This window comes from Ruegeria sp. YTSA105 (genome assembly GCF_059610225.1).
Genome location: NZ_JBXWNE010000003.1, coordinates 168,850 through 191,904, shown reverse-complemented (window position 1 = coordinate 191,904; position 23,055 = coordinate 168,850). Strand labels below are relative to the sequence as shown.

Annotated in this window: 22 protein-coding genes; 10 read left to right on the top strand and 12 right to left on the bottom strand. The window is 57.6% G+C overall.

Annotated elements, in window-relative coordinates; translation table 11 throughout:
- Window positions 1-21: 21 nt before the first annotated feature.
- Entirely contained in the window at window positions 22-1,068 is a 1,047-nt protein-coding gene (locus AC2FH2_RS05745; protein ID WP_142635599.1) for a rod shape-determining protein, read from the bottom strand.
- A gap of 154 nt (window positions 1,069-1,222) precedes the next feature.
- Here AC2FH2_RS05745 and rlmJ point away from each other — a divergent pair, with 154 nt between their 5' ends.
- On the top strand, window positions 1,223-2,008 hold the full coding sequence (gene rlmJ, locus AC2FH2_RS05740) for a 23S rRNA (adenine(2030)-N(6))-methyltransferase RlmJ (protein WP_496823128.1): 786 nt from the start codon (window positions 1,223-1,225) through the stop codon (window positions 2,006-2,008).
- Between the two features lie 181 nt (window positions 2,009-2,189).
- On the opposite strand, the gene AC2FH2_RS05735 is transcribed toward rlmJ, so the two are convergent.
- Window positions 2,190-3,761: a 2-isopropylmalate synthase gene (locus AC2FH2_RS05735; RefSeq protein ID WP_281972513.1), complete on the bottom strand. Its 1,572-nt coding sequence runs from the start codon at window positions 3,759-3,761 to the stop codon at window positions 2,190-2,192.
- 283 nt (window positions 3,762-4,044) lie between these two features.
- Between AC2FH2_RS05735 and AC2FH2_RS05730 the strand changes: the two genes are divergently transcribed.
- Complete coding sequence (locus AC2FH2_RS05730; RefSeq protein ID WP_496688925.1) at window positions 4,045-4,710, top strand: SDR family NAD(P)-dependent oxidoreductase; 666 nt, start codon at window positions 4,045-4,047, stop codon at window positions 4,708-4,710.
- A gap of 6 nt (window positions 4,711-4,716) precedes the next feature.
- Here the strand turns inward: AC2FH2_RS05730 and AC2FH2_RS05725 are convergent, their stop codons facing one another.
- Entirely contained in the window at window positions 4,717-6,186 is a 1,470-nt protein-coding gene (locus tag AC2FH2_RS05725) for an MORN repeat-containing protein (RefSeq protein WP_142635608.1), read from the bottom strand.
- A gap of 146 nt (window positions 6,187-6,332) precedes the next feature.
- Here AC2FH2_RS05725 and AC2FH2_RS05720 point away from each other — a divergent pair, with 146 nt between their 5' ends.
- The 3 genes from AC2FH2_RS05720 to AC2FH2_RS05710 all read left to right on the top strand — a co-directional run bounded on the left by AC2FH2_RS05720 (window position 6,333) and on the right by AC2FH2_RS05710 (window position 10,014).
- Window positions 6,333-7,991: an NAD+ synthase gene (locus AC2FH2_RS05720; protein WP_281995373.1), complete on the top strand. Its 1,659-nt coding sequence runs from the start codon at window positions 6,333-6,335 to the stop codon at window positions 7,989-7,991.
- Between the two features lie 288 nt (window positions 7,992-8,279).
- A complete protein-coding gene (locus AC2FH2_RS05715; protein WP_496691760.1) occupies window positions 8,280-8,531 on the top strand; it encodes a hypothetical protein in 252 nt (83 codons plus the stop codon).
- Window positions 8,532-8,685: 154 nt separating this feature from the next.
- A complete protein-coding gene (locus AC2FH2_RS05710) occupies window positions 8,686-10,014 on the top strand; it encodes an NAD(P)/FAD-dependent oxidoreductase (RefSeq protein ID WP_496823127.1) in 1,329 nt (442 codons plus the stop codon).
- Window positions 10,015-10,017: 3 nt separating this feature from the next.
- Here AC2FH2_RS05710 and AC2FH2_RS05705 read toward each other — a convergent pair whose 3' ends face one another.
- Window positions 10,018-10,950 carry an MBL fold metallo-hydrolase gene (locus AC2FH2_RS05705; RefSeq protein WP_496823126.1) on the bottom strand — a complete coding sequence of 311 codons (933 nt, stop codon included), beginning with the start codon at window positions 10,948-10,950 and terminating at the stop codon, window positions 10,018-10,020.
- A gap of 140 nt (window positions 10,951-11,090) precedes the next feature.
- Here AC2FH2_RS05705 and gltX point away from each other — a divergent pair, with 140 nt between their 5' ends.
- The gene (gltX, locus tag AC2FH2_RS05700; RefSeq protein WP_496688920.1) at window positions 11,091-12,416 is read left to right on the top strand and encodes a glutamate--tRNA ligase; all 1,326 of its coding nucleotides are present in this window, start codon (window positions 11,091-11,093) and stop codon (window positions 12,414-12,416) included.
- Between the two features lie 55 nt (window positions 12,417-12,471).
- On the opposite strand, the gene AC2FH2_RS05695 is transcribed toward gltX, so the two are convergent.
- Window positions 12,472-13,038: a gamma-glutamylcyclotransferase family protein gene (locus AC2FH2_RS05695; protein ID WP_496823125.1), complete on the bottom strand. Its 567-nt coding sequence runs from the start codon at window positions 13,036-13,038 to the stop codon at window positions 12,472-12,474.
- A 93-nt stretch (window positions 13,039-13,131) separates the two neighbouring features.
- On the opposite strand from AC2FH2_RS05695, the gene AC2FH2_RS05690 reads away from it, so the two are divergent.
- Entirely contained in the window at window positions 13,132-13,578 is a 447-nt protein-coding gene (locus AC2FH2_RS05690; RefSeq protein WP_142635622.1) for an RrF2 family transcriptional regulator, read from the top strand.
- Between the two features lie 2 nt (window positions 13,579-13,580).
- On the opposite strand, the gene AC2FH2_RS05685 is transcribed toward AC2FH2_RS05690, so the two are convergent.
- Both AC2FH2_RS05685 and AC2FH2_RS05680 read right to left on the bottom strand, forming a co-directional pair.
- Window positions 13,581-16,109, bottom strand: coding sequence for an ABC transporter permease (locus AC2FH2_RS05685; RefSeq protein WP_496823124.1), 2,529 nt, complete (start codon window positions 16,107-16,109; stop codon window positions 13,581-13,583).
- The gene (locus AC2FH2_RS05680) at window positions 16,106-16,801 is read right to left on the bottom strand and encodes an ABC transporter ATP-binding protein (protein WP_496706259.1); all 696 of its coding nucleotides are present in this window, start codon (window positions 16,799-16,801) and stop codon (window positions 16,106-16,108) included. Before AC2FH2_RS05680 ends, AC2FH2_RS05685 begins: the two co-directional genes overlap by 4 nt.
- A gap of 26 nt (window positions 16,802-16,827) precedes the next feature.
- On the opposite strand from AC2FH2_RS05680, the gene AC2FH2_RS05675 reads away from it, so the two are divergent.
- Window positions 16,828-17,487 (top strand): arylesterase, encoded by a 660-nt coding sequence (locus AC2FH2_RS05675; protein ID WP_496823123.1) that lies wholly within the window; start codon window positions 16,828-16,830, stop codon window positions 17,485-17,487.
- Here AC2FH2_RS05675 and AC2FH2_RS05670 read toward each other — a convergent pair whose 3' ends face one another.
- The 5 genes from AC2FH2_RS05670 to AC2FH2_RS05650 all read right to left on the bottom strand — a co-directional run bounded on the left by AC2FH2_RS05670 (window position 17,488) and on the right by AC2FH2_RS05650 (window position 21,732).
- A complete protein-coding gene (locus tag AC2FH2_RS05670) occupies window positions 17,488-18,045 on the bottom strand; it encodes a L,D-transpeptidase (protein WP_142635628.1) in 558 nt (185 codons plus the stop codon).
- 179 nt (window positions 18,046-18,224) lie between these two features.
- Entirely contained in the window at window positions 18,225-18,431 is a 207-nt protein-coding gene (locus tag AC2FH2_RS05665) for a cold-shock protein (protein WP_142635630.1), read from the bottom strand.
- 311 nt (window positions 18,432-18,742) lie between these two features.
- On the bottom strand, window positions 18,743-19,489 hold the full coding sequence (locus AC2FH2_RS05660) for a hypothetical protein (protein ID WP_142635632.1): 747 nt from the start codon (window positions 19,487-19,489) through the stop codon (window positions 18,743-18,745).
- Window positions 19,486-21,141: an energy-dependent translational throttle protein EttA gene (gene ettA, locus AC2FH2_RS05655; protein ID WP_496688912.1), complete on the bottom strand. Its 1,656-nt coding sequence runs from the start codon at window positions 21,139-21,141 to the stop codon at window positions 19,486-19,488. The genes AC2FH2_RS05660 and ettA overlap by 4 nt, the downstream gene beginning before the upstream one ends.
- Before the next feature lie 81 nt (window positions 21,142-21,222).
- Window positions 21,223-21,732, bottom strand: coding sequence for a DUF2059 domain-containing protein (locus AC2FH2_RS05650; RefSeq protein WP_496688910.1), 510 nt, complete (start codon window positions 21,730-21,732; stop codon window positions 21,223-21,225).
- 448 nt (window positions 21,733-22,180) lie between these two features.
- Here AC2FH2_RS05650 and AC2FH2_RS05645 point away from each other — a divergent pair, with 448 nt between their 5' ends.
- Window positions 22,181-22,399: a hypothetical protein gene (locus tag AC2FH2_RS05645; protein ID WP_496823122.1), complete on the top strand. Its 219-nt coding sequence runs from the start codon at window positions 22,181-22,183 to the stop codon at window positions 22,397-22,399.
- Between the two features lie 32 nt (window positions 22,400-22,431).
- A complete protein-coding gene (locus AC2FH2_RS05640; RefSeq protein WP_496823121.1) occupies window positions 22,432-23,052 on the top strand; it encodes a nicotinate-nucleotide adenylyltransferase in 621 nt (206 codons plus the stop codon).
- Window positions 23,053-23,055 lie beyond the last annotated feature (3 nt).

The window sequence follows — 23,055 nt, the reverse complement described above, 5'->3', positions numbered from 1 at the left end:
ACCCTTTAGAGGGTGCGCGCCTTAGCTTTCGTAGTCAATCGCGTGGCGCAGCTGTTTTTCGTATTCCAGTGCCTTGCCGGTGCCCAAAGCCACACAGTTCAGGCTTTCATCAGCAATTGACACGGCCAGACCTGTCTGTTCCCGCAGTGCCAAATCCAAATCGCCCAACAAAGCACCGCCACCGGTCAGCATGACGCCGCGGTCCACGATATCTGCGGCCAGATCAGGCGGCGTGGTTTCAAGTGCGGTCATAACGGCTTCGCAGATAGCCTGAACCGGTTCCGACAGAGCCTCGGCGACCTGCGCCTGGCTGATCTCGATTTCTTTGGGCACGCCATTCAACAGATCGCGGCCACGGATATGCATCGACTGGCCGCGCCCGTCATCAGGCATACGGGCGGTTCCGATGGTGGTTTTGATCCGCTCGGCGGTGGATTCACCCACCAACAGGTTCTGCTGGCGGCGCAGGTATGAGATGATCGCCTCATCCATCCGGTCTCCGCCGACGCGGACCGAACGGGCATAGACGATGTCGCCCAGCGACAGAACGGCAACCTCGGTGGTGCCGCCGCCGATATCCACGACCATGTTGCCGGTCGGGTCAGTGATGGGCATTCCTGCACCAATAGCCGCAGCGATGGGTTCGGCGATCAGGCCCGCCCGGCGAGCGCCTGCGGACATAACCGATTGGCGAATGGCCCGTTTTTCAACAGGCGTAGCACCATGGGGGACGCAGACAATGATTTTGGGCTTTGAGAATGTGGAGCGTTTATGCACCTTACGAATAAAGTGCTTGATCATTTCTTCAGCGGTGTCGAAATCCGCAATCACGCCTTCGCGCATGGGGCGGATTGCTTCGATCGAACCAGGGGTTCGGCCCAGCATCAGCTTGGCATCCTCACCGACGGCGAGGACTTTCTTAACCCCATCCTTGACGTGGTAAGCCACAACTGAAGGTTCCGACAGGATCACACCGCGCCCTTTGACATAAACAAGCGTATTTGCTGTTCCGAGGTCGATCGCCATGTCCGCTGAGAACAAGCCGCCCAGATTGCCAAAGATGCCCATGTTGTACTGATCCCGTTCGTCAGAATTTCTACTGCCCGCGACTCGACGGTTCCGGGACGGATGTCTTATAGGGTGCCATCTCGCCCGGTAAAAGGGCTGATTCCGCGTAACTCAGCACCTTTCCGCCTTATTGAGAGGGACTTTAGAAGGCAACATGCTCTCTTATCAACACATTTACCACGCCGGGAATCTGGCCGATGTTCAAAAGCACGCTCTTTTGGCATGGGTACTGGACTATCTGACGCGAAAAGATAAGCCGGTAACCTATCTGGAATCCCATTCCGGGCGTGGCCTGTACCAGTTAGACGCAGCAGAAGCCGTGCGCACAGGCGAGGCAGCCGTAGGTATCAAGCGAGCGCAGCGCGAAGGGTGGTTCCCAGCAGATCATCCATTGTCTCTGGCGTTGGCCAAGGTCCATGAACGGCACGGGGAAAACAGCTATGCCGGTTCACCGCTGATCGCGGCCAACCTGCTGAGGGATCAGGACAGTCTGCATTTCGCAGAGCTGCACCCGCAGGAATACGCGGCATTGTCGATGACCATGTCCCCCTTTGGGGCAAAGGAGTACAAACAGGACGGGTATGAGCTCGCGCAGTCTTTGCTGCCACCAACGCCGCGGCGCGGGATGCTGTTGATTGATCCCAGCTATGAGGTGAAGGCGGATTATGACCGGCTACCGGGCGTGATCTCAAAACTGCACCGTAAATGGAATGTGGGCGTCATCGCGCTGTGGTATCCGATCCTGACCGATCAACGTCAGGCCCCGATGGTTGCCGCGTTGAAGGCGCAGGGCTTTCCCAAGGCGATCTGTCATGAAGTCCGGTTTGCACCTGCGCGGGAAGGTCATCGAATGGTCGGATCAGGGATGTTCCTGCTGAACGCGCCCTTTGGCATCCAAGATGAAATGGACCGTCTGTCAGAGCTGTTCAAAGGGCTGTGACGCCAGTCTGATTTCGGACCACAGGGTTCTCCCGCCCCATTTGCCAGCATCTAAAGATGCCATCAAACGTGTTGGGCCCGGCAGCGCGCCGCAGGCGCGCTGCCGGGCCCAAAGCCGCAAGGGCGTCCGGCATAGCCGGGCACCCGCGGGTGCGGGAGCCCTTGGGAGTTTCATCTGGCGGTCAGGTCAGGTCCTTATAGCTGATTTCACGCGTGTCTGCACCTGGCCCGGCCTTTTCACGGCGCATGATCAGGCGGTTCAGTGCGTGGATATAGGCCTTGGCGGATGCCACGACCGTATCGGTATTCGCTGACTGACCGGTGGCGATCATGCCGTCCTCTTCCAGCCGAACCGATACGGTTGCCTGCGCATCAGTACCCTCGGTCACAGCATGGACCTGATACAGTTGCAGGCGGGCGGTGTTGGGATAGATTCGGCGAACGGCTTTGAAGGTGGCATCGACCGGACCGTCGCCATGTTCGGTGGCGACAATGTCCTTGCCATCCACTTCCAGCTCGACCGTCGATTCCGCCTGACCGCCGGTGCCGCAGGTGACTTTCATCGAAACCAACTGCAGGTGATCGTCGGCCTCATCATCCTGGCTCATCAACGCGATCAGGTCGTCGTCAAAAACCTCTTTCTTGCGGTCGGCCAGATCCTTGAACCGCACGAAGATGTCCTTGAGCTGATTGTCACCGACCTCATAACCGAGCGTTTCCAGCTTGTCGCGCAACGCAGCCCGGCCCGAGTGTTTGCCAAGCGGCAGAGAGGTGCCCGACAGGCCGATATCTTCAGGGCGCATGATCTCGAAATTCTCTCGGTTCTTCAGCATGCCGTCCTGATGGATTCCGCTTTCATGCGCAAAGGCATTCTTGCCGACAATGGCTTTGTTGAACTGAACCGGGAAGCCCGCAACCGTCGCAACCCGGCGCGAGATATGCATGATCTTGGTGGTGTCGATGCCGGTATGCCACGGCATGATGTCATTGCGGGTGCGCAGCGCCATCACAACTTCTTCCAGCGCAGTATTGCCCGCACGCTCGCCAAGGCCATTGATGGTGCACTCGATTTGACGCGCACCACCAGCGACAGCCGCCAGTGAGTTCGCCGTCGCCATGCCAAGATCGTTGTGGCAATGGGTGGCAAACACCACCTCATCCGCGCCCGGAACCGTTTCGATCAGGCGCTTGATCAGGTCAGCGGATTCGACAGGTGCCGTGTAACCGACAGTGTCGGGGATGTTGATCGTCGTGGCACCGGCCTTGATCGCGATCTCGATCACACGGCACAGATAATCCCACTCGGTCCGGGTCGCATCCATCGGCGACCACTGTACATTTTCGCACAGGTTGCGGGCGTGGCTGACGGTTTCGTGGATCTTGTCGGCCATCTCGTCCATGGTCAGGTTCGGAATGGCACGGTGCAGTGGAGAAGTGCCGATGAAAGTGTGGATGCGGTTCTTGCCAGCGTGTTTGATCGCCTCCCAGCAGCGGTCGATATCAGCGAAATTCGCACGGGCCAACCCACAGATGCGGCTGTTTTGTGATCGCTCGGCAATCTCGCTGACGGCTTTGAAGTCGCCTTCTGATGCGATCGGGAAACCGGCCTCGATGATGTCGACACCCATCTCGTCCAGCAGTTCCGCGATTTCCAGCTTTTCGGCATGGGTCATGGTCGCGCCGGGGCTCTGCTCGCCGTCGCGCAAAGTGGTGTCAAAGATCAAGACGCGGTCTTGGTCGGTCACATTGGTCATGGGATTCTCTTTCTTCTTCTGTCCTAAAGCCTATGGCGCGCGGGCGTCCTCCTCTGAGCGGGCGCGCCGGGTGGCACGCTCAGAGGCGGATTAGGATCAGTAGGCCCCGCAGAGACGCACCGCAGGGGGCGGTGTCGGCAACAAGGATATCTGCGCGGTTGATCATGGGGTTGAGCTTATACAGCGCATGCGGGGAATGAAAAGTAGGAATTTCATGCAGACGTCAAAACCTGCACGAATCGTGACGGTTGATTGCCGAGTGAAGACCGCTAGTTGATCCGGAATGGAGAAAGCTCTCATCATAGGTGCCTCGGGTGGTATCGGTGCCGCGCTGCAAAGGCTGTTGACCATGCAATCCGTAGACGTAACCACCTTGTCGCGTTCTGCTGATGGTTTCGACCTCACGAATGTCGAAGCTGTCGGCCCGGCTCTGGAAGCATTGCAATGCCCGTTTGACATGATCTTCGTTGCGACGGGTGCTTTGGAAATTAATGGTGCACAGCCAGAGAAGTCCATCAGATCAATTTCAGCGCAAGCAATGATGGACCAGTTTGCCCTGAATGCGGTTGGCCCGGCCCTTGTGCTGTCACAGGCCGCGCGGCTGTTGCCACGGGACAGGCGATCGGTTGTGGCGGTGTTGTCCGCCCGCGTCGGATCAATCGGAGATAATCGGCTGGGGGGATGGATCAGCTATCGGGCCGCAAAAGCGGCGGCCAATCAGATCGTGCGCACATCCGCGATTGAGCTGGCCCGCACCCACAAACAGGCGATCTGTGTGGCCCTGCATCCGGGCACAGTGCGTACAGAATTCACGCGCAAATATGTCGGGCGACACCCGGCCGTTGAATCGGATGAAGCCGCGCGAAACCTGCTGAGCGTCGCCAAGGCGCTTGTGCCCGCAGACACGGGCGGGTTCTTCGACTGGGCTGGAAAACCTGTGCCGTGGTGAGACCCGCTAACCGTCAGAGGCAGGGCTGGTTGCCGTTGTCGCGCTGTCGTCTGCCGGAGCACTCTCCTGCGGCTCGCTGGTGTTTTCACCCGGCAGAACACCGTTTTCCCAGACGCCGGTTTCTTCTTTGCCGTCTGCATAGCGCATCGTGCCGTCACCGTGGCGTTTGTTGTCCAAAAACCCACCTTCGTACACGTCACCAGTCGCATAGGTAGCGGTTCCGGTGCCGCTGATCTTCCCCTCGACCCAACCGCCTGTATAGGTGAAGCCGCGCGGTGTGGTTATCGATCCTTGCCCGTGGCGCTGCCCATCTTTGAAATCGCCCTTGTAGGTCGTTCCGTCCGGGAAGCTGGCTGTGCCCTCGCCCTGGCGCGCACCGTCGACCCAATCGCCTTCATATTTGTACCCGTTTGCAAATGTCAGAACACCGGTGCCGTGGTTCAGACCGTTCTTGAACTGCCCATCGTAGATGGCGCCGTTTGGGTAAGTGGCCTTGCCCTGACCCTCGAAGACGCCGGCGATCCAGTCGCCGTCGTAAATCAGGCCATCAGGATAGGTGTGCATTCCTTTGCCATGGGGCAGGTCTGCACTGAAATCACCGACATAGGTCGAACCGTCAGGATAGGTCAGCTCTCCGAGGCCCTCAATCTGGCCGTCTTTCCATTCACCAGTATAGTCAAACCCGTCCGTGCCCAGAAAACGGCCTTTGCCGTGGCGGCGATCATCGTGATAGTCACCTTCGTAAATGGCGCCACTGGCATAGGTTGCCTTGCCCTTGCCTTGTCGGCGCCCATCAAAAAAGTCGCCTTCATACAAATCGCCATTGGCTTGCAGTAGACGGCCTTTTCCGGTCATGCGATTTTCGGACCAGTCACCCGTATAACTCATACCTTCCGGCCGTGTCAGGCTACCTGTGCCATGACGCTTGCCGTCTTTGATGTCGCCCTCATACACGTTGCCTTTGGCTGAGGTGATCTTGCCTTTGCCCTGCTTGACCCCGTCGACCCAGTCGCCCTCGTAGACCTCTCCGGTCGGGTCGGTCAGAGTGCCTTTGCCGTGGTGCCGGGCATTCTTGAACCCACCTTCGTATTTCGCTCCGTTGGCATAGACGGCGACTCCTTGGCCGTTGAACGAGCCATCGGCCCATTCCCCTTCATAGCTGCCACCATCAGCATAGATGATCGTTCCGAACCCTTCGGGTTGACCGTTGGCAAAGGCGCCCTGATAGATCGACCCGTTAGCATAGCGCGCGATACCCTGACCCTGAATTTCGCCTTCGATCCATTCGCCTTCGTATTCGAAACCATCCGGCAACTGGTAGGTGCCGGTTCCGTGCCGCAGGCCATTTAGGAACGTGCCTTCGTATACGCCGCCCACTTCGTCATCGGCCACGACTACCTGATCGTTCTGGGCGAAGGCGGTCAGCGCTGACAGGGTCAATGCAACTGCGGCGATTGAAGTGCGAAAAACGTTCATGTTTGGTCCTGTCTGCGCGAGCATCGTGCTTTTGCGCAAAACTAGGATACCGACGCAGGCAGGGCAACGGCTTTTGCCTTATTGGTCTTTCACTCGCGGTGCGATCTGGTAAATGGCAATAGGACAGACGAGGGCAAGAGGGCAGTATGGCCGACCGTTTCCGTATCACTCTGGCGCAACTCAATCCCATTGTCGGGGATTTGGAAGGCAATGCGGCCAAGGCTTTTTCTGCGTGGGAACAGGCGCGCGAGGCCGGTGCCCAACTTGTTGCTTTCCCCGAGATGTTCATCACCGGCTATAATACGCAGGACCTTGTGATCAAGCCCGCGTTCCACAAAGCCGCAATGAAAGCTGTTGAGGCGCTTGCGGAACGTTGCGCCGATGGACCTGCGATTGCGATCGGTGGGCCGTGGTTCGAAGATGACCGGCTGTATAACGCCTATCTCATCCTCAAGAACGGCAGGATCAGCAGTAAAGTGCTGAAACATCACCTGCCGAATGAGACAGTCTTTGACGAAGTGCGCCTATATGATTCCGGCCCGCTGGGCGGTCCCTATTCGGTTGGCAACTCTCGGATCGGCAGCCCGATCTGCGAAGACAGCTGGCATCCGGATGTTGCCGAGACGCTGGAGGAGACAGGAGCCGAGTTTCTGCTGATCCCCAACGGCTCGCCTTATTTCCGAAACAAATATGATGTGCGCCTGAACCATATGGTGGCGCGCGTGGTTGAGACCGGATTGCCGCTGATTTACCTGAACATGGTCGGAGGGCAGGACGATCAGGTCTTTGACGGGGCGACCTTCGGGTTGAATCCAGGCGGAGAACTGGCATTCCGAATGCCTGTGTTCGACGAAGCGATAGCGCATGTGGATCTTGAACGCGGCGATGCAGGTTGGCGTATAATTCCGGACGAGATTGTGCCGCAGCCAGATGCGTGGGAGCAGGACTATCGCGCGATGGTCCAGTCTCTGCGTGATTACATGGCCAAAACCGGGTTCAAAAAGGGTGTTCTGGGTCTCTCTGGCGGCGTTGATTCAGCCCTTGTCGCGGCAATAGCGGTGGATGCGATTGGCGCTGAAAATGTTCGCTGCGTGATGTTGCCGTCGGAATATACCAGCCAGGATTCTTTGGATGATGCCGAAGCGGTGGCTAAGTCGTTGGGTGTTCACTATGATTTCGTCCCTATTGCACAGGGGCGCGCGGCGATCACGGATACGCTTGCCCCATTGTTTGCCGGGCGAGACGAAGATCTGACCGAAGAAAACATCCAGTCCCGCCTGCGGGGGCTGTTGCTGATGGCCCTGTCGAACAAGTTCGGCGAGATGCTGCTGACCACAGGTAACAAATCCGAAGTCGCCGTTGGATATGCCACGATCTATGGGGATATGAACGGTGGTTATAATCCAATCAAAGACCTGTACAAAACCCGCGTGTTCGAGACCTGCCGCTGGCGCAATGCCAATCATCGCGGCTGGATGAAAGGCCCCGAGGGTGAGGTCATCCGACCCTCGGTCATCGACAAACCTCCTAGTGCCGAGTTGCGCGAAGACCAGAAGGACAGTGACAGCCTGCCGGATTATCCGGTTCTGGACGCCATTCTGGATATATTGGTTGATCAGGATGGGTCGATCGCGGATTGCGTGGCCGCCGGGTTCGAAGAAGCCGTTGCGCGCCGGATCGAACATTTGGTCTATATCAGCGAATACAAACGGTTTCAGTCCGCCCCGGGGACACGTTTGACCAAGCGGGCATTCTGGCTGGATCGTAGGTATCCTATCGTGAATCGTTGGCGCGACAGGACCTGACGCCTTACAGGAATCACCATTCTGACGCGAAAACTGTTTCCAATTTTTAGGCAATAGTCGCTTTCTACTGGAACTGTTTTTGTTTTTGAGTGCAGCGGCTTAGATTTTCTTGGGCGTATCCGAGCCCCACTTGATGCTCGGTCTTTTTTTTGCCACATTTTAGCTTGATTGTTGCCCCATGTGGGGCGGATGCGACGCATTGTGGGAAATAGGTGTTTATGAGCTTTCCCTTCGGTCTTTAGCGACGCGTCCGAAATTGGATGTCTGAGTTAACGATTTGGTGCCATTATGTACGATGAATACGATAAACCGCTTCATTCACCGCCAAAATGGCGGTCTATGCAATCCGAAGGTCGGTCTCTGGATGAGGCAAAGGTAGATGCTGCCATTGCCAATTTGTTAAATGAAGAGGTGCCCAAAGAGGAATCCACGACGGTGGGCCCCGGCGCGCAGTTTCTGGAAACAGAAGCCGAGGTGCCGGAAGGCGGTATCGCTACCTCTTTGCGTCAGAAACTGGCTGAATTGTGCGGCGCGGCCTGAAGTTTTCAAAATCCTGAATTAGATGCGCTGGCTTGCCACGTTGGCCGAATGGTCACAGGCCTGAGCAATAGTCATTGAAGCGAAGTTTCTTCTGTTGCGTCTGTCCTGATCCCGCGCCTTCATTGCGGTCCGTGCAATGAATTATGAGCGGTTGATGCCTGGCCCCAAGCCTAATGCTGTTGAACCAGATCTAAAGCTGCCAAAAGCCGCTGATGTTGTTGTCATTGGTGGAGGAATTATTGGGGCATCAACCGCCCTCGAACTGTCAGAGCGGGGAATGTCTGTCCTTCTGTGCGAAAAGGGACAAATTGCCTCCGAGCAGAGTTCACGGAACTGGGGATGGGTGCGTTTGGGTATGCGCGATCCTCGGGAAATCCCGCTGATGCAGGAATCACAGCGTATCTGGGCGCAGCTCGATCAACGCACTGGGCGCAAGACAGGTTTCACACAGGCCGGTATCCTGTTTGGCGCCTCTGGCAAGCGGGAACAGGGCAATCTTGAACGCTGGCTTCGCCATGTGGAGGGGTTGAATACTGGGGCAAGGATGGTGTCCGGGGCTCTGTTGGCGGAACTTATGCCAGACCATCAGACGGGGTTGGATTGCGCATTGTTTATGCCGCAAGACGGTAGGGCGGAACCGCAATGGGCTGCACCCGCAATCGCCGAAGCTGCGCGTGACCGGGGGGCCCTGTTGATGACCAACTGTGCAGTGCGCTGTCTGGATACAGAGGCGGACCGTGTCGTCGGTGTCTTCACAGAACGCGGTCGCGTGGCCTGCGGCAATGTCGTACTGGCGGGCGGTGCGTGGTCGCGCTTGTTTGCAGGGAATGCCGGAGTTGATTTTCCACAACTGAAGGTGCTGAACACCGTATTCCGAACCTCTCCGGTTTCCGGTCCTGAGGCTGCCTTGTGGTCGGACAATTTTGCAATACGCAAGCGGGACGACGGAGGGTATACGATTGCGTCCGGGCACGAAAACACCGTTGATATCGTGCCGGATAGCCTTCGTCTGGCGTGGCAATTTCTTCCTGCGTTTCGCCAGGAGTGGCGGTCGCTGCGGTTTCGGGTGTCGAAGCGGTGGGCCGAAGAGGCGCGACAAGATCGGAGGTGGTTGCCCACGGATGTGACACCGTTCGAACTTTGCCGCACTCTGGATCCCGAACCATCGCTCCGGGTGTTGCGGCGGGCTTGGAAAAGCGCAATCAGTGGTATTCCCGCGCTAAAGCAGGTTGAAATCGTTCAAAGCTGGGCAGGGATGATTGATGTAACGCCGGATGCGATCCCGATCATCTCGCACGTGGACCACAGGCCCGGCTTGTTCATCGCTACGGGTTTCTCGGGTCATGGGTTCGGAATCGGGCCCGGTGCCGGGCGGCTGATGGCTGATCTGGTCTCGGGCAATGTCCCCTGTGTTAATCCGGCCGTTTTCCGCCTGTCCCGCTTTACGGACGGGTCGAAAATCCGGCCGGACCTGGGGTATTAGACGTTAACCCATCATCTGATAGCTGACCGGGACAAATCGGAACCCATCGCCGCGCGTCTCGACGAAACCGGCGGCAGGGAAGGGCATGTGATATCCGATCATCGGGATTTTGTCCGCCGCCAGCATTCCCAGCACATTACGCCGAGAAGCGGCGGCTGCGGCTTTGTCCATGTCGAATTTCACTTCCCACTCGGGTTGGGCGAAGGACCAGACATAGTGATTGGCCAGATCGGCCGTCAGCACCAGACGTTGACCGTTGCTTTCCAGATGAAAGACCGTGTGTCCGGGGGTATGCCCATGCGCTGAAACGGCGGTTATTCCGGACAGAACCTCGCCGCCATCGCCGACAAAGGTCATCTTTTCGGCCATTGGGGTCACTTTGGCGGCGACCAGATCGCCGACCCGATTGCCGGAATCCTGCGCGGCCCAAAAGTCATACTCGGATGATGCGGTGACATAGCGCGCATTCGGGAAGGTTGGCGCGTCATTTGTGGTCATGCCGCCAATATGGTCAGGGTGCATATGGGTGATGACGACGACGTCGATTTGATCCGGGTTCACGCCTGCATCTGCCAATGCCGCCTGAATGCCGCCTTGCCCAAGGCCAGTATCAAACAGCACAAGTTCAGATCCGGTATTGACCAGCGTTGGTGTGAAAAAGAACTGGGCTTTATCGGCAGGAATAAAATTCTGGGCCGATACGTTTGCAAATTCCTCATCCGTGGCGCCGCCGCCGAAAATCTCTTTGGCGCCATCGCGCGGCAGGCTGCCATCCAGCAGAGTTGTTACGGTGAAATCGCCCAGCTGGAACGACTTCGCGATGGTTGAATTCGCTTTGGTATCGCTTGCTGCAGCCAGGATGGGGGTAGCAGCTGATGCAAAAGGCAATGCTGCCGCCGCGCCCAGTGCGGCCCTACGAGTTAGTGTAACGGTCATTTTGAGATCTCCCTGTGTGTGCCAGCACTTTGAAGATAGGGTATCGCCCGAGGATTGCCACCTGACGTTGGCGTGAACCGGTGCGGTGGCTGGACAATTTGCCCATCCTGTGAGAAGAGCCGCGCCAACAGGAGACTCCTATGACAACCACCCGTTTCGCCCCGTCACCCACCGGTTACATCCATGTGGGCAACCTGCGCACAGCGCTGATGAACTACCTGATTGCCCGCAAGGCTGGCGGCACGTTCATCCTGCGTATCGACGACACAGACCCCGAGCGGTCGAAGGAAGAATATGTCGATGCCATCAAACAGGACCTCGAGTGGCTGGGCCTGCATTGGGACCGGGTCGAACGACAGTCCGAGCGTCTGGACCGCTATGCTGAGGCAGCCGACAAGCTGCGGGAGATGGGCCGGTTCTATGAAGCCTTCGAAACCCCGACCGAGCTGGACCTCAAGCGCAAGAAGCAGCTGAATATGGGCAAGCCGCCGGTTTATGACCGCGCAGCATTGAACCTTAACGACGCCGAGAAAGACGCGCTGCGGGCAGAACGTGGCAACGGTGTCTGGCGCTTTAGGCTGGATCATGAACGGATCGAGTGGACCGACGGTATTCTAGGCGATATCTCGATTGATGCATCCTCGGTGTCGGATCCAGTACTGATCCGGGGCGACGGTCAGGTTCTGTACACGATTGCGTCGGTGGTCGATGATACCGAAATGGGTGTGACCGATGTGGTGCGTGGCTCGGACCATGTAACCAATACTGCGACGCAGATTCAGATCATCCAAGCGTTGGGCGGTACTTGCCCGCGTTTTGCACATCATTCTCTGCTGACCGGCCCCCAGGGCGAGGCGCTGTCTAAGCGACTGGGCACGCTGGCTCTGCGTGATCTGCGTGAGCAGGGCGTACAGCCGTTAGCATTGCTCAGCTTGATGGCGCGTCTGGGCTCATCCGACCCGGTTGAGTTGCGGACAGAGATGGCCGAGCTGATCGATGGATTTGACATTGGTCGTTTTGGTGCCGCGCCGACCAAGTTTGACGTTCAGGACCTGTTTCCGTTGACGGCAAAACACCTGCAATCTTTGTCATTGGCCGACGTTGCGGATGCTGTGGCAGATGCGGGCGTACCGGCCGAACTGGCCGAACCGTTCTGGGCCATGGCCCGCGAGAACATCACCACTCTGGCAGACCTGAAAGGGTGGTGGGAGCTGTGCCTTAACGGTGCCGAACCACTGATTGCCGATGAAGACCGAGAGTTCATCACCGAGGCTGTGGCGTTGTTGCCAGAAGGCCCGTTCGACGGCGCGACCTGGGGGCAGTGGACCAGCGCGGTGAAAGACGCGACAGGCCGCAAGGGCAAGAGTCTGTTCATGCCTTTGCGCAAGGCACTGACAGGGATGGAGCGCGGCCCCGAGATGGCAACCCTGTTGCCCCTTCTGCAGGTGATCCGCGCGCGCGGCTGATCTTAGTGCCTTAGATTGTGATAAGGCGTGGTCTGCTGGCCGCGCCATTTTTCTATTAGGTCTCTGCGATCTGGGCTGCTATTCGCTTCAGCCGATCATCCACAAAACAAGTCTCATCTGGTTTCAATGCCTGGTGGCGCGGATACCGCGGCTCTGCCCGGTCATTCAGGATCGGGGCGTCCCAGCCATCAGTGGTAGCAAAAAAGCGATCGGCGCCCTCGGACCCGAACGCACGCAAATAGCCTTGCACAACCACGTCGATATAGCTCATCAGCAGGGGGTGGCGCCGGCTGGCCGCGGATTGACGGTCATCAGGTACGGCATAAACAGCGATCTCAACCTCGTGTGGCAGAGAATGGGTGACGGCCTTAGTCGCTGGAACGCGGTCGTAGGCCCACTCACGTTGATCCAGCGCGTCCCAGTCATTTCCCGGGACATGGGCAATCATGCCGTCGATTTCAGAAGTGGGATCCGGAATGGCGGTCAGGAAAGCGACCGGGCGCAAATCGGTATGCCGCCAGGCCCGCCGCCATCCCTTCAACTGCGCAGGATGCGGGTCGGGGAAATCGTGGGTCGCGAGGTTCACGAGGCTGCCGTAGCCAAAGAAATAGGGGTCTGCCATGCGGGATCACTTCTGACCGGGAATTGATGTATGTCAAACCGCTTTTTTGCCCAACATGCAATAAGGCAGCATGTTGAACTTAGGGAGGCAAACATGCGGATAACCAAGCGGACAAATATTGCTGTGCGCCTACTGATGTATTGTGCAGCAAATCCAGACAGGTTGGTGACCAAATCCGAGATCGCAAAGGCCTGCAATATCTCGGAAAACCACTTGGCGCAGGTGATCAACCAACTCAGCCAGTTAGATTATCTGAGCACTCATCGCGGTCGCAATGGTGGTATGGTACTCGCTAGATCTGCTGATCAGATACGGATCGGTTCGGTTTTTCGACATATCGAGGGCGACTTGCCGATTGCCGAGTGCTTTGCGGATGCCGACAATACATGCCCGCTCACCAACGCCTGCCGGCTGCGCCTTGCGCTGCGGGACGCGGCCGAGGTCTTTTATGCCTCGCTGGACGAAATCACGCTGGATTCGCTGGTGTGTGACAATGCAAATCTGCTGACGATTTTGCAGCCCGTCGCCTGCGTCCGATAAACTCAGTCGCTGGCGCGCAAGATGCGCGCCGGGCGAACGGCAAGGGGTTTCAAGGCAAAGATCAACCCCGCGCCCAGCGTGACGATGATCCCGGCCAATACGATGCCGATGGCAGATGGCCAGATGACGTCAAAGCTGGTGTCGAAAATATATGTCGCAACAGCCCAGCCGCCGAGGATGCCCACCATCAGAGCTACAATTCCAGCGGCAGACCCCAGCAGAACAGCCCGAAGGGCAAAGCTGATCAATATGCGCCGTCGGTCGGCACCGATGGTCTTCAGGACTGCGGCCTCGTACCGCCGGGCTGGTTCACCCGCTGCCGCGGCGCCGATCAGGACCAGAAAGCCGGTTAGCAGCGATACACCAGCCCCATAAGACGTCGCAGCGGCCAACCCGGCCAGCAGACCCGAGACCCGGTCAATCGCATCGCGGACACGGATTGCGGTGATATTGGGGAATTTACCCGCCAGATCACGAAGGATCGCGGCTTCGGCCTGCTCTTCGGCATAGACGGTGGCAATGAAGCTATGCGGGGCGCCGGCCAGGGCCGACGGGTTCATGGACATGATGAAACCCATCCCGGCGGTCGAGAAATCCACCTCGCGCAGAGAGGTGAGCTCTGCGGTGATGTCGCGCCCCAATATGTTGACGGTCAGTTGGTCACCCAGCTTCAGGCCCATCTCTTCGGCCTCTTCAGCGGCGAAGCTGACCTGAGGCGTTCCGGAATAGTCTTCGGACCACCATTCCCCGGCGGTGACCCGTGCGTTCGAGGGCGGGGCGTCGGAATAGGTGACCCCGCGGTCGCCTTCCAGTACCCAGTGGTCCCCGGCGACCTCAATCGCGGGCTGCCCGTTAATCTGCGTGATGATTCCGCGCAGCATGGGCGCGCTTTGGATCCGGCTTACGGCAGGGTCGTTTTCCAGCCGTTCGGTAAAGCCAGGCATCTGCTCTTTCTGGATATCGACGAAGAAATAAGAAGGGGCGACATCGGGCAGGTTTCCTGAAATCGCGTTTCGCAGGGTGCCGTCGATTTGCCCGACTGCGGCCAGTACCGACAGGCCCAACCCCAGCGACAGGACAACCGATGCGGCCCCTTCGCGCGGATCGGAAATGGCCGACAGGGCCCATCGCAGGGGAGGATTCCCTCGGGCGGGTTTTGTGGTCAGGCGCGCCAGTTTGCGGATCGCCAGCGCTGCCATCGAAAGCAGAACCAGCGCTCCGGCCAGCCCGCCGCTGGTCCAAAGGGTCAGGTGGGTCGATCCGCTGAAAAAGGCGGCTGCGCTGATCAGCGCCGCAAGCCCGATGCCTGTGGCAAGAACATATTTTGCACGAGGCAAGAAGCGCGCCGAAGACAGCGCATCGCGAAACAGGGTGGCTGCACGGACTTCTTCAGTACGGGCAAGGGGCCAGAGTGTGAATAAAAAGGCGGTGAGCACGCCGTAAAGCGCGGCTTCAGCCAGAGGCTGCGGATAGAACGAGAACACTGCGGGCACAGGCAGGCGAGCTTCGATCAGTGGCGCAAGCAGCAGAGGCATCGATCCACCCAATATGATGCCCAGAAAAATGCCGATGCCAGAGAGAATACCGATCTGGATCAGATAAGTCTGAAACACGGTCGCCCGATCGGCACCCAAAGTACGCAAGGTAGCGATGGTTTCAGTCTTTTGCGCCAGATAGGCGCGCACCGCCGCAGAAACGCCGATGCCACCGACGGCCAGCCCGGATAGCCCAACCAGAACCAGAAAAGCGCTGAGCCGGGCAACAAACTCTGAAATGCCGGGGGCACCGTTCCGTGCATCGGTCCACCGCATTCCGCTGCCTTCAAGGGCTTCGCTTGCCTGCGCCGAAAGAGCTGTAAGATCAGACCCCGGCGGTAGATCCAGACGGTATTTGGTGGAAAACAGAGTACCCGGTGCCAATAATCCTGAATTCAGCAAGTCCTGTGTGCGGATCAGCGTGCGCGGACCCAATCCAAACCCGTCTGCCGCCCCGTCCGGTTCGTGGATCAGGGCTGCCATCAGGACAAATTCCTGAGTTCCAAGTGAAAACCGATCCCCAACCGATAGCTGAAGGCGGTCGATCAGAGCGGCAGCCATTACGGCACCGGGCGCCCCTTGCTGGCCTGTAAAGGCGTCACGCAAGGGCATCTGGGGCTCTAGTATGGGCTTGCCCAACAATGGATAGGAGTCGTCAACGGATTTGACCTGCGTAAGCGCCCGCTGTGGGTCACTATTCTGCTGCGTGACTGCCATTGACCGAAAATCGACGACTTCGGAGATGGCCAAGGCCGCGTCGTTCATCCATGCACGCTCAGCCTCATCCGCAAAGCGATAGGTGAATTCCAGCTGTGCATCCCCGCCCAGCAAAGCCGCGCCTTCTTGCGTCAGTCCGGTTTGGATGGCGTGGCGGACCGAACCCACAGCGGCAATGGCAGCGACCCCAAGTGCAAGACAAGCCAGAAACACCCGAAAACCGCGCAGACCTCCGCGCAGTTCCCGCCGCGCCAGCCGCCCGGCCATCCGCAGGCTCATTCGGCGGCCTCTTGCCTTGTGTCATCGGCAATCCTTCCATCGCGCAGCCGGACAACACGGTCACATCTGCGCGCAAGGCTGTGGCTATGGGTCACCAGAACTAAAGTAGCACCATGCCTGTCGCGCAGGCCAAGCAGCAGATCAATGATGGCGGCTCCGTTTGTTTCGTCCAGATTGCCGGTAGGCTCATCCGCCAGCAGGATCTGTGGTCGCGGGGCAGAGGCACGGGCGAGCGCGACGCGCTGCTGCTCTCCTCCGGAGAGCTGCGCCGGATAATGGTCGCGTCGATGCGTCAGCCCTACGGACTCCAATTCGGCTTCGGCCCGTTGAAAGGCATCTTTGTGACCGGCCAACTCCAGCGGTGTGGCCACGTTCTCAAGGGCAGTCATCGTGGGGATCAGGTGGAAATTCTGAAATACAACGCCCATGCTGTTGCGTCGGAATCGCGCGAGCTCGTCTTCGTTCATGCGGGTCAGACTTTGCCCGAGTGCGGTTACCTGGCCGCCCGTCGCCTGTTCCAGCCCGCCCATCAGCATTAGTAACGACGATTTTCCTGACCCGGACGGCCCAATCAGACCCAGTGTCTCGCCCTTGTGTACGGAAAGCGTGATGTCGTGCAGGATATCTACCTGACCGGCATTGCCATCCAGCGATAAAGCGGCATTTTCAAGCGATAGAACAGTTGCGATCATGGGTTGGTCCGAACCGAGGTAATCAAATGGGATATGGAGCAGTTGAGATGTTGCGCAAGGCTTTGATGCCGGTGCTTATCACGTGTTGCGGCTTTGCGGCCACAGCAGAAACCGTAGTGATTGCCGCTCTCGGGGATTCTTTGACTCAAGGGTACGGCCTGCCCGAGCAAGACGGATTTGTCCCGCAGCTGGATCGTTGGTTGAAAGATCACGGAGCGGATGTGCGCCTGATCAATGCGGGTGTATCCGGGGACACCACCGCCGGAGGGGCGGCACGTGTGGACTGGACACTGACGCCCGACGTGGATGGGATGATCGTCGCATTGGGCGGGAACGATCTGTTGCGAGGGCTTGATCCGGCAGTTGCACGCGCAAATCTTGAGACGATCCTGAAAGCAGCAGATGGCGCTGAGGTCGCCGTGTTGTTGGTCGGGATGCAGGCGCCGGGGAATTACGGCCCAGATTACAAAGCCGCATTTGATGCGATCTACTCCGATCTGGCGGATCGATATCAGACTGGATATGCGCCAAGTTTTTTCACAGGTTTGACTGCGGCAGGAAACCCCGAAGAAGTACGGGAACACATGCAGGCAGATGGCATCCATCCCAACGCCAGTGGTGTGGCCCTCATCGTTGAAGACCTTGGACCAAAGGTTTTGGAACTTGTGAAATCAGCAGAAGATTGATCAGACGACCGTCACAACTGTTCCAATCGGCACCCGCTGGTACAGGTCGATGACATGCGTGTTCAGCATGCGTATACATCCGTTCGAGGCCGCACGGCCTATGGTCTGCGGCTGAGTGGTCCCGTGAATTCGGAAATAAGTGTCAACGCCGTTCTGGAACAGATAAAGCGCCCGTGCACCTAACGGATTGCCGTCACCGCCAGGCTGCACATAGTCGTTATCCTTGAAACGAGCATATGTAATTGGTTCACGCTCGATCATTTCATTGGTGGGGCGCCAGGTGGGCCACTCCTTTTTGACGTCTATGGTCGCTGTTCCGGTGAACTCCAGCCCGGCTTTGCCCACCCCGCACCCGTAACGGATTGCCTTGCGAGGTTCTGTTACGAAGTACAGATAGAACGAGCGTGGAACCACCAGAAGCTGGCCTGGCAGGAATTGCTTTTTGATTCGAACAAATTGAGGAGTGGGGTCGTATTCGACGGCTTTCTTTGCCGACGCGGCGGTCGAAACAAGGCTTGCTGCTGCTGTTGCAGTCAGGAATGTACGGCGTGTCAACATATCAGCTCTCTTCAATACAACAGAAAAATCATGACCATAGTGTCCGGATGATATCCGATCCGGTCAATCGTCGGGGAAGAGTAACTGAATTGTGATGTAATCGCCGGGACACACTTTTACAGGTGGTCGCTCAGGCACAAATAGAAAAGGGCAGAGGAAAACCCTGCCCTTACAGCGGCTTACGCCAGCTGGATGTCGTCGGCGCTTTCGCGACCGTCACGACCCGAGCGCAGCTCGTACGTGACTTTCTGGTTGTCGGCCAGACCGGTCAGGCCCGAGCGTTCGACGGCCGAGATGTGAACGAAGATGTCTTTGCCGCCATCTTCGGGTGCAATAAAGCCGTAGCCTTTGGTGGTGTTGAACCATTTTACGGTGCCTGAAGGCATATCCGTGTTCTCCTTATCTGGTGCTGCCCACGGAGTTGCGACAGCCTGGCGTCGTCGTCTGTATCGATAGACTGAACGCCGTAGAAGGAGACAGTGGGTCGAAATAGAAAAACGGTAGCACTCTGAGTATGCCAGTTCAGACGAGATGTGACAAGCCGGATTTGCAATCCTGAACGACTGAAACTAGCGCCAGGCATCAGAATCTACGCATCAGAATATCCTGAAACAATCTATACAATGTATGTGGTTAGACTGAATTTTTTGGATTCGCGAGCGCCCGGAAGAACGTCACGCGCCAGACCGTCCGAGGATCACTTTGCGAGCGGCAATTTGCCCACGATCTCGTTCATTTCGGGCGAGGCCACAAAACATCTGGGAAGCTGGGAAATCACTTCGTCAATCGGATCGTAGATTTGGCTCGCGGCCTTTCGCAGATCTTCCGGAATATCTTTTTCAGCCCGTTCACGCCGCGGAGCCGGTACAAATTTCAATCCGGTAAATTCAGAGATTTCGTCCTGATATTCCCACAACGCATCGTAGTGAACGCACAATACCGGGATGTCGTCATAAGTGACCCATTCCTTGATCTGCCGTGCCTGTTGCAGCACATCACGTTCGAAAAGCTCGTCATATGTGCCCGTCGCATGCAGATTGTAGAAGTGCTTTTTTATCCACTCAGGGCCATAGCCTTCCATCGCTGTGTAGACTGAAAAGGTAGAGTCCTTTGTCGAGCCAAAGCAAAAGACGACTCGGGTATCTTTTGACCAGTTTGACAAAACCTGCGGAAAATCATGCGTCTTGTAAAGAAACGGCGCCTGGAAGGTGGCGTCGTCCAACCGAGACACGAAACTGGCCTGACCCGAGAGGTTTGGGTCCAGCCTTTCCAGTGCATCGCGCAGCGCATGGTAGGTCATGGTGCTGCCCGACCGGCCATTGCTTGCGACGATCACACAGTAATCTGTCTTGTACATTTGCCGGATGCGCTTGCGCAGCGGTGCGCTGATTTTCAGCGCGCTACGTTGCCATTTTTCCAACCGTCTTTTGAGCTTCCGTCTCATCGCGCAAACTTCTTATGCTTCAACCGCTTCGGCTCCAGCGCGTCTGGTCCCAGTCGGCGTTTCTTGTCCTCTTCGTAATCCTCGAAGTTGCCCTCGAACCATTCGACATGGGCATCACCCTCAAACGCCAGGATATGCGTGCAGATCCGGTCGAGGAAGAAGCGGTCGTGGCTGATGACCACGGCGCAGCCGGCGAAATCGACCAGCGCGTCTTCCAGCGCGCGCAGGGTTTCGACGTCCAAATCGTTGGTCGGTTCATCGAGCAGCAGAACGTTGCCGCCCTCTTTCAGCAGGCGGGCCATGTGGACGCGGTTGCGCTCACCCCCTGACAGCAAGGAGACCTTTTTCTGCTGGTCGCCGCCCTTGAAGTTGAAGGACGAGCAATAGGCGCGGGAATTGACCTGCGCATCGCCCAACTGAATGATCTCGGCGCCGCCGGTGATCGCTTCCCACACGGTTTCGTTGTCCTTCAGGTCATCGCGGGATTGGTCGACATAGGACAGTTCAACCGTGTCGCCAAGTGTGATGGTGCCTGCGTCGGGCTGCTCTTGACTAGTAAGCATCTTGAACAGGGTCGATTTACCGGCGCCGTTGGGCCCGATGACGCCGACAATACCGCCGGGGGGCAGGGTAAAGTCGAGGTTCTCGATCAGTTGCTTATCGCCCATGTGTTTGGACAGGCCTTCGACCTCGATCACCTTACCGCCAAGGCGCTGGCCGTTGGGGATGACGATCTGTGCGCGGGTCAGCTTTTCGCGCTCGGACTGTTCCGCCAAATCATTATAGGCGTTGATCCGGGCCTTTGATTTGGCCTGACGGGCCTTCTGGCCTTGGCGCATCCAGTCGAGTTCGCGTTGCAGGGTCTTCTGCTTAGACTTGTCCTCGCGGGCTTCCTGCTCCAGCCTTTTGGCCTTTTGTTCCAGCCACGCGGAATAGTTGCCCTCGTAAGGCAGACCACGACCCCGGTCGAGTTCGAGGATCCAGCCGGTGATACTGTCGAGGAAATAGCGGTCGTGAGTGACGATCAGGATGGTGCCTTTGTAATCGATCAGGTGCTGTTGCAGCCAGGCGATTGTTTCGGCATCCAGGTGGTTGGTCGGCTCGTCGAGCAGCAGCATGTCGGGCGCTTCGAGCAGCAATTTGCACAGCGCGACGCGGCGTTTTTCACCGCCTGAGAGGTTGGCGATATTGGCATCGTCTGGCGGGCAGCGCAGCGCCTCCATCGAAACGTCGATCTGGCTGTCGAGATCCCAGAGGTTCTGGCTGTCGATCTCGTCCTGCAGCTTGGCCATCTCATCCGCGGTTTCGTCTGAGTAGTTCATCGCCAGTTCGTTATAGCGGTCGAGGATCGCCTTTTTCTCGGCCACGCCCAGCATGACGTTTTCGCGCACGCTGAGGCTTTCGTCCAGCTTCGGTTCCTGCGGCAGGTAACCGACTTTGGCGCCTTCGGCCGCCCAGGCCTCGCCGGTGAAATCCTTGTCGAGGCCGGCCATGATCTTCATCAGCGTCGATTTACCCGCGCCGTTGACGCCGACAACACCGATTTTCACGCCGGGCAGAAAGCTCAGGTGGATGTTTTCAAAGCACTTCTTGCCACCGGGATAGGTCTTGGAGACACCCTGCATGTGGTAGACATATTGATAGGCGGCCATGTCGCGTCCTTTGGGTCGGAGGAATTTGGTTGGACGGTGTGATACCCGAGCCGACAAGGGCGAGCAAGAATAGTTCTGAGCTTATTCGAAGGCTTCCAGCAATTTGTCGGTGAAAGATCTATTTTCGATTACGAGACCTTCTTCGTGGATGCGCCGAACAATTTCGGGTTGAACCATCTGAGCCGCTTTTGCACCGGCCACCTGACCCGTTTTTGCGCCATGCTGCATCATTGCAGGCGTTAATCGGAGTAGCTTCTTTCCCGTCGGGCTGTCGTAGAACTGGGTTATTTCGTGCAATTCAGAAGCTGAGAAATTTTCAACATAGAATTGAGCCGTTGGAATCCGCAGTTCGTGGATGAATCCATCCATGAATACGTCCATCACAATGTCGAAAAACGCTTCGGTATCAGATACTTTTATGCCCCTGGAAATTAGATCTTGTTGCACCGCTTGTATCAGGACCGGACGCATTGCGACCAGCACACCTTGCATGACTTCTTCGTTTACGGTGACGTTGGCTATATAATCGGCATCCTCCTGTGCGCCTGCATACAAAACATTCGACGAGAGGGCGAGGAAAGCAGTGGCCAATGATAGGTTGCGCAATAGATTGTTCCTATTGATTTAGTGTTTTTCTGTCGGGGTAGTGCTTATCCAGTCAGTACAGGTGCTGCAAGCTATGGCAGTGCCTTGACTCTGCAAATAATCCTTGCGTTGTGGGCTTGGAGGGAAGCTAGGAAACTGCAAGAAGGTCCGTTCAGTAACGCAGACTGAAGGAACCGCTATAACAACGGCATTCCAATACGTTATTTCTTGCTACTCACAAGCAGGTTGCGCTGACTGGATTAGTTTGCGGCCTGCGCTGCGGAATGAGATAGTCGCTGTAGAGGGGGCCATGTTCTCTGCTAATGGGCCGGACGGAGACCGCAGCTGCGCGGGCAAGCGAGCCGTGACCCTGATCCAGCGGGAACATCTGTCTGCGATAGGCTCCTATCTCGGGTAGGGTCTGGTTGCGCCTGAAACCCTGCGACGCAATCTGGTGGTATCAGGAATCAATTTGGCGGCGCTCAAGGGGCGTGAGGTGCAGGTGGGCGAGGCCATCCTGCGTTTCACTGTGATCTGCGCGCCGTGCAGCCGGATGGAGCAGGCGCTCGGCAAGTGTGGTTATTCCGCCGTACGGGATCATGGCGGTTCGTGTGCCGAGGTGGTGCGTCGCGGGCGGGTTCGTTTGGGCGACGTGATGCAACCTGTTGATTGACAACCCCGCCGAGTTCTGAACATCAGCAAGAGATGCAGCGTAGCTCTATCCCATATGCGCGGCCCGGGCAGGTCGTGGGGTTGTTCGGGGGGTCATTTGATCCGCCGCATAAGGGCCATGTGCATGTGACACTCGAGGCGATGAAGGCCTTTGGGCTGGATCGGGTGTGGTGGCTGGTCTCTCCGGGCAATCCGTTGAAAGAGCGCGGGCCTGCGCCGTTGGCGCGGCGGGTGAAGGCAGCGCAAGCTGTGATGCAGCATCCACGTGTCGAGGTGACGGATATCGAGGCCCAGACCGGCACACGCGCCACGGCGGATACTGCCGCCGCCCTGCAGAAGCTTTATCCGCAGGTCAGGTTTGTCTGGCTGATGGGCGCGGATAACCTGGCGCAATTCCATAAGTGGCAAGATTGGCAGTCGATTATTGAATCCGTACCGGTTGGCGTTGTTGCCCGTCCCGGAGACCGCATCTCTGCACGTATGTCCCCTGCGGCGCGTCGCTATGCCAAATACCGCATCGACGGGCAGGCGCGGCATTTACTGGGCCGGGCACAGGCCCCGGCGTGGTGTTTTGTGAATGTGCCGATGCTGGATGTCAGTTCGACCCAGTTGCGCATTCAGGGGGTTTGGGGCAACAAGGTGTTGCCTGAATAGCCC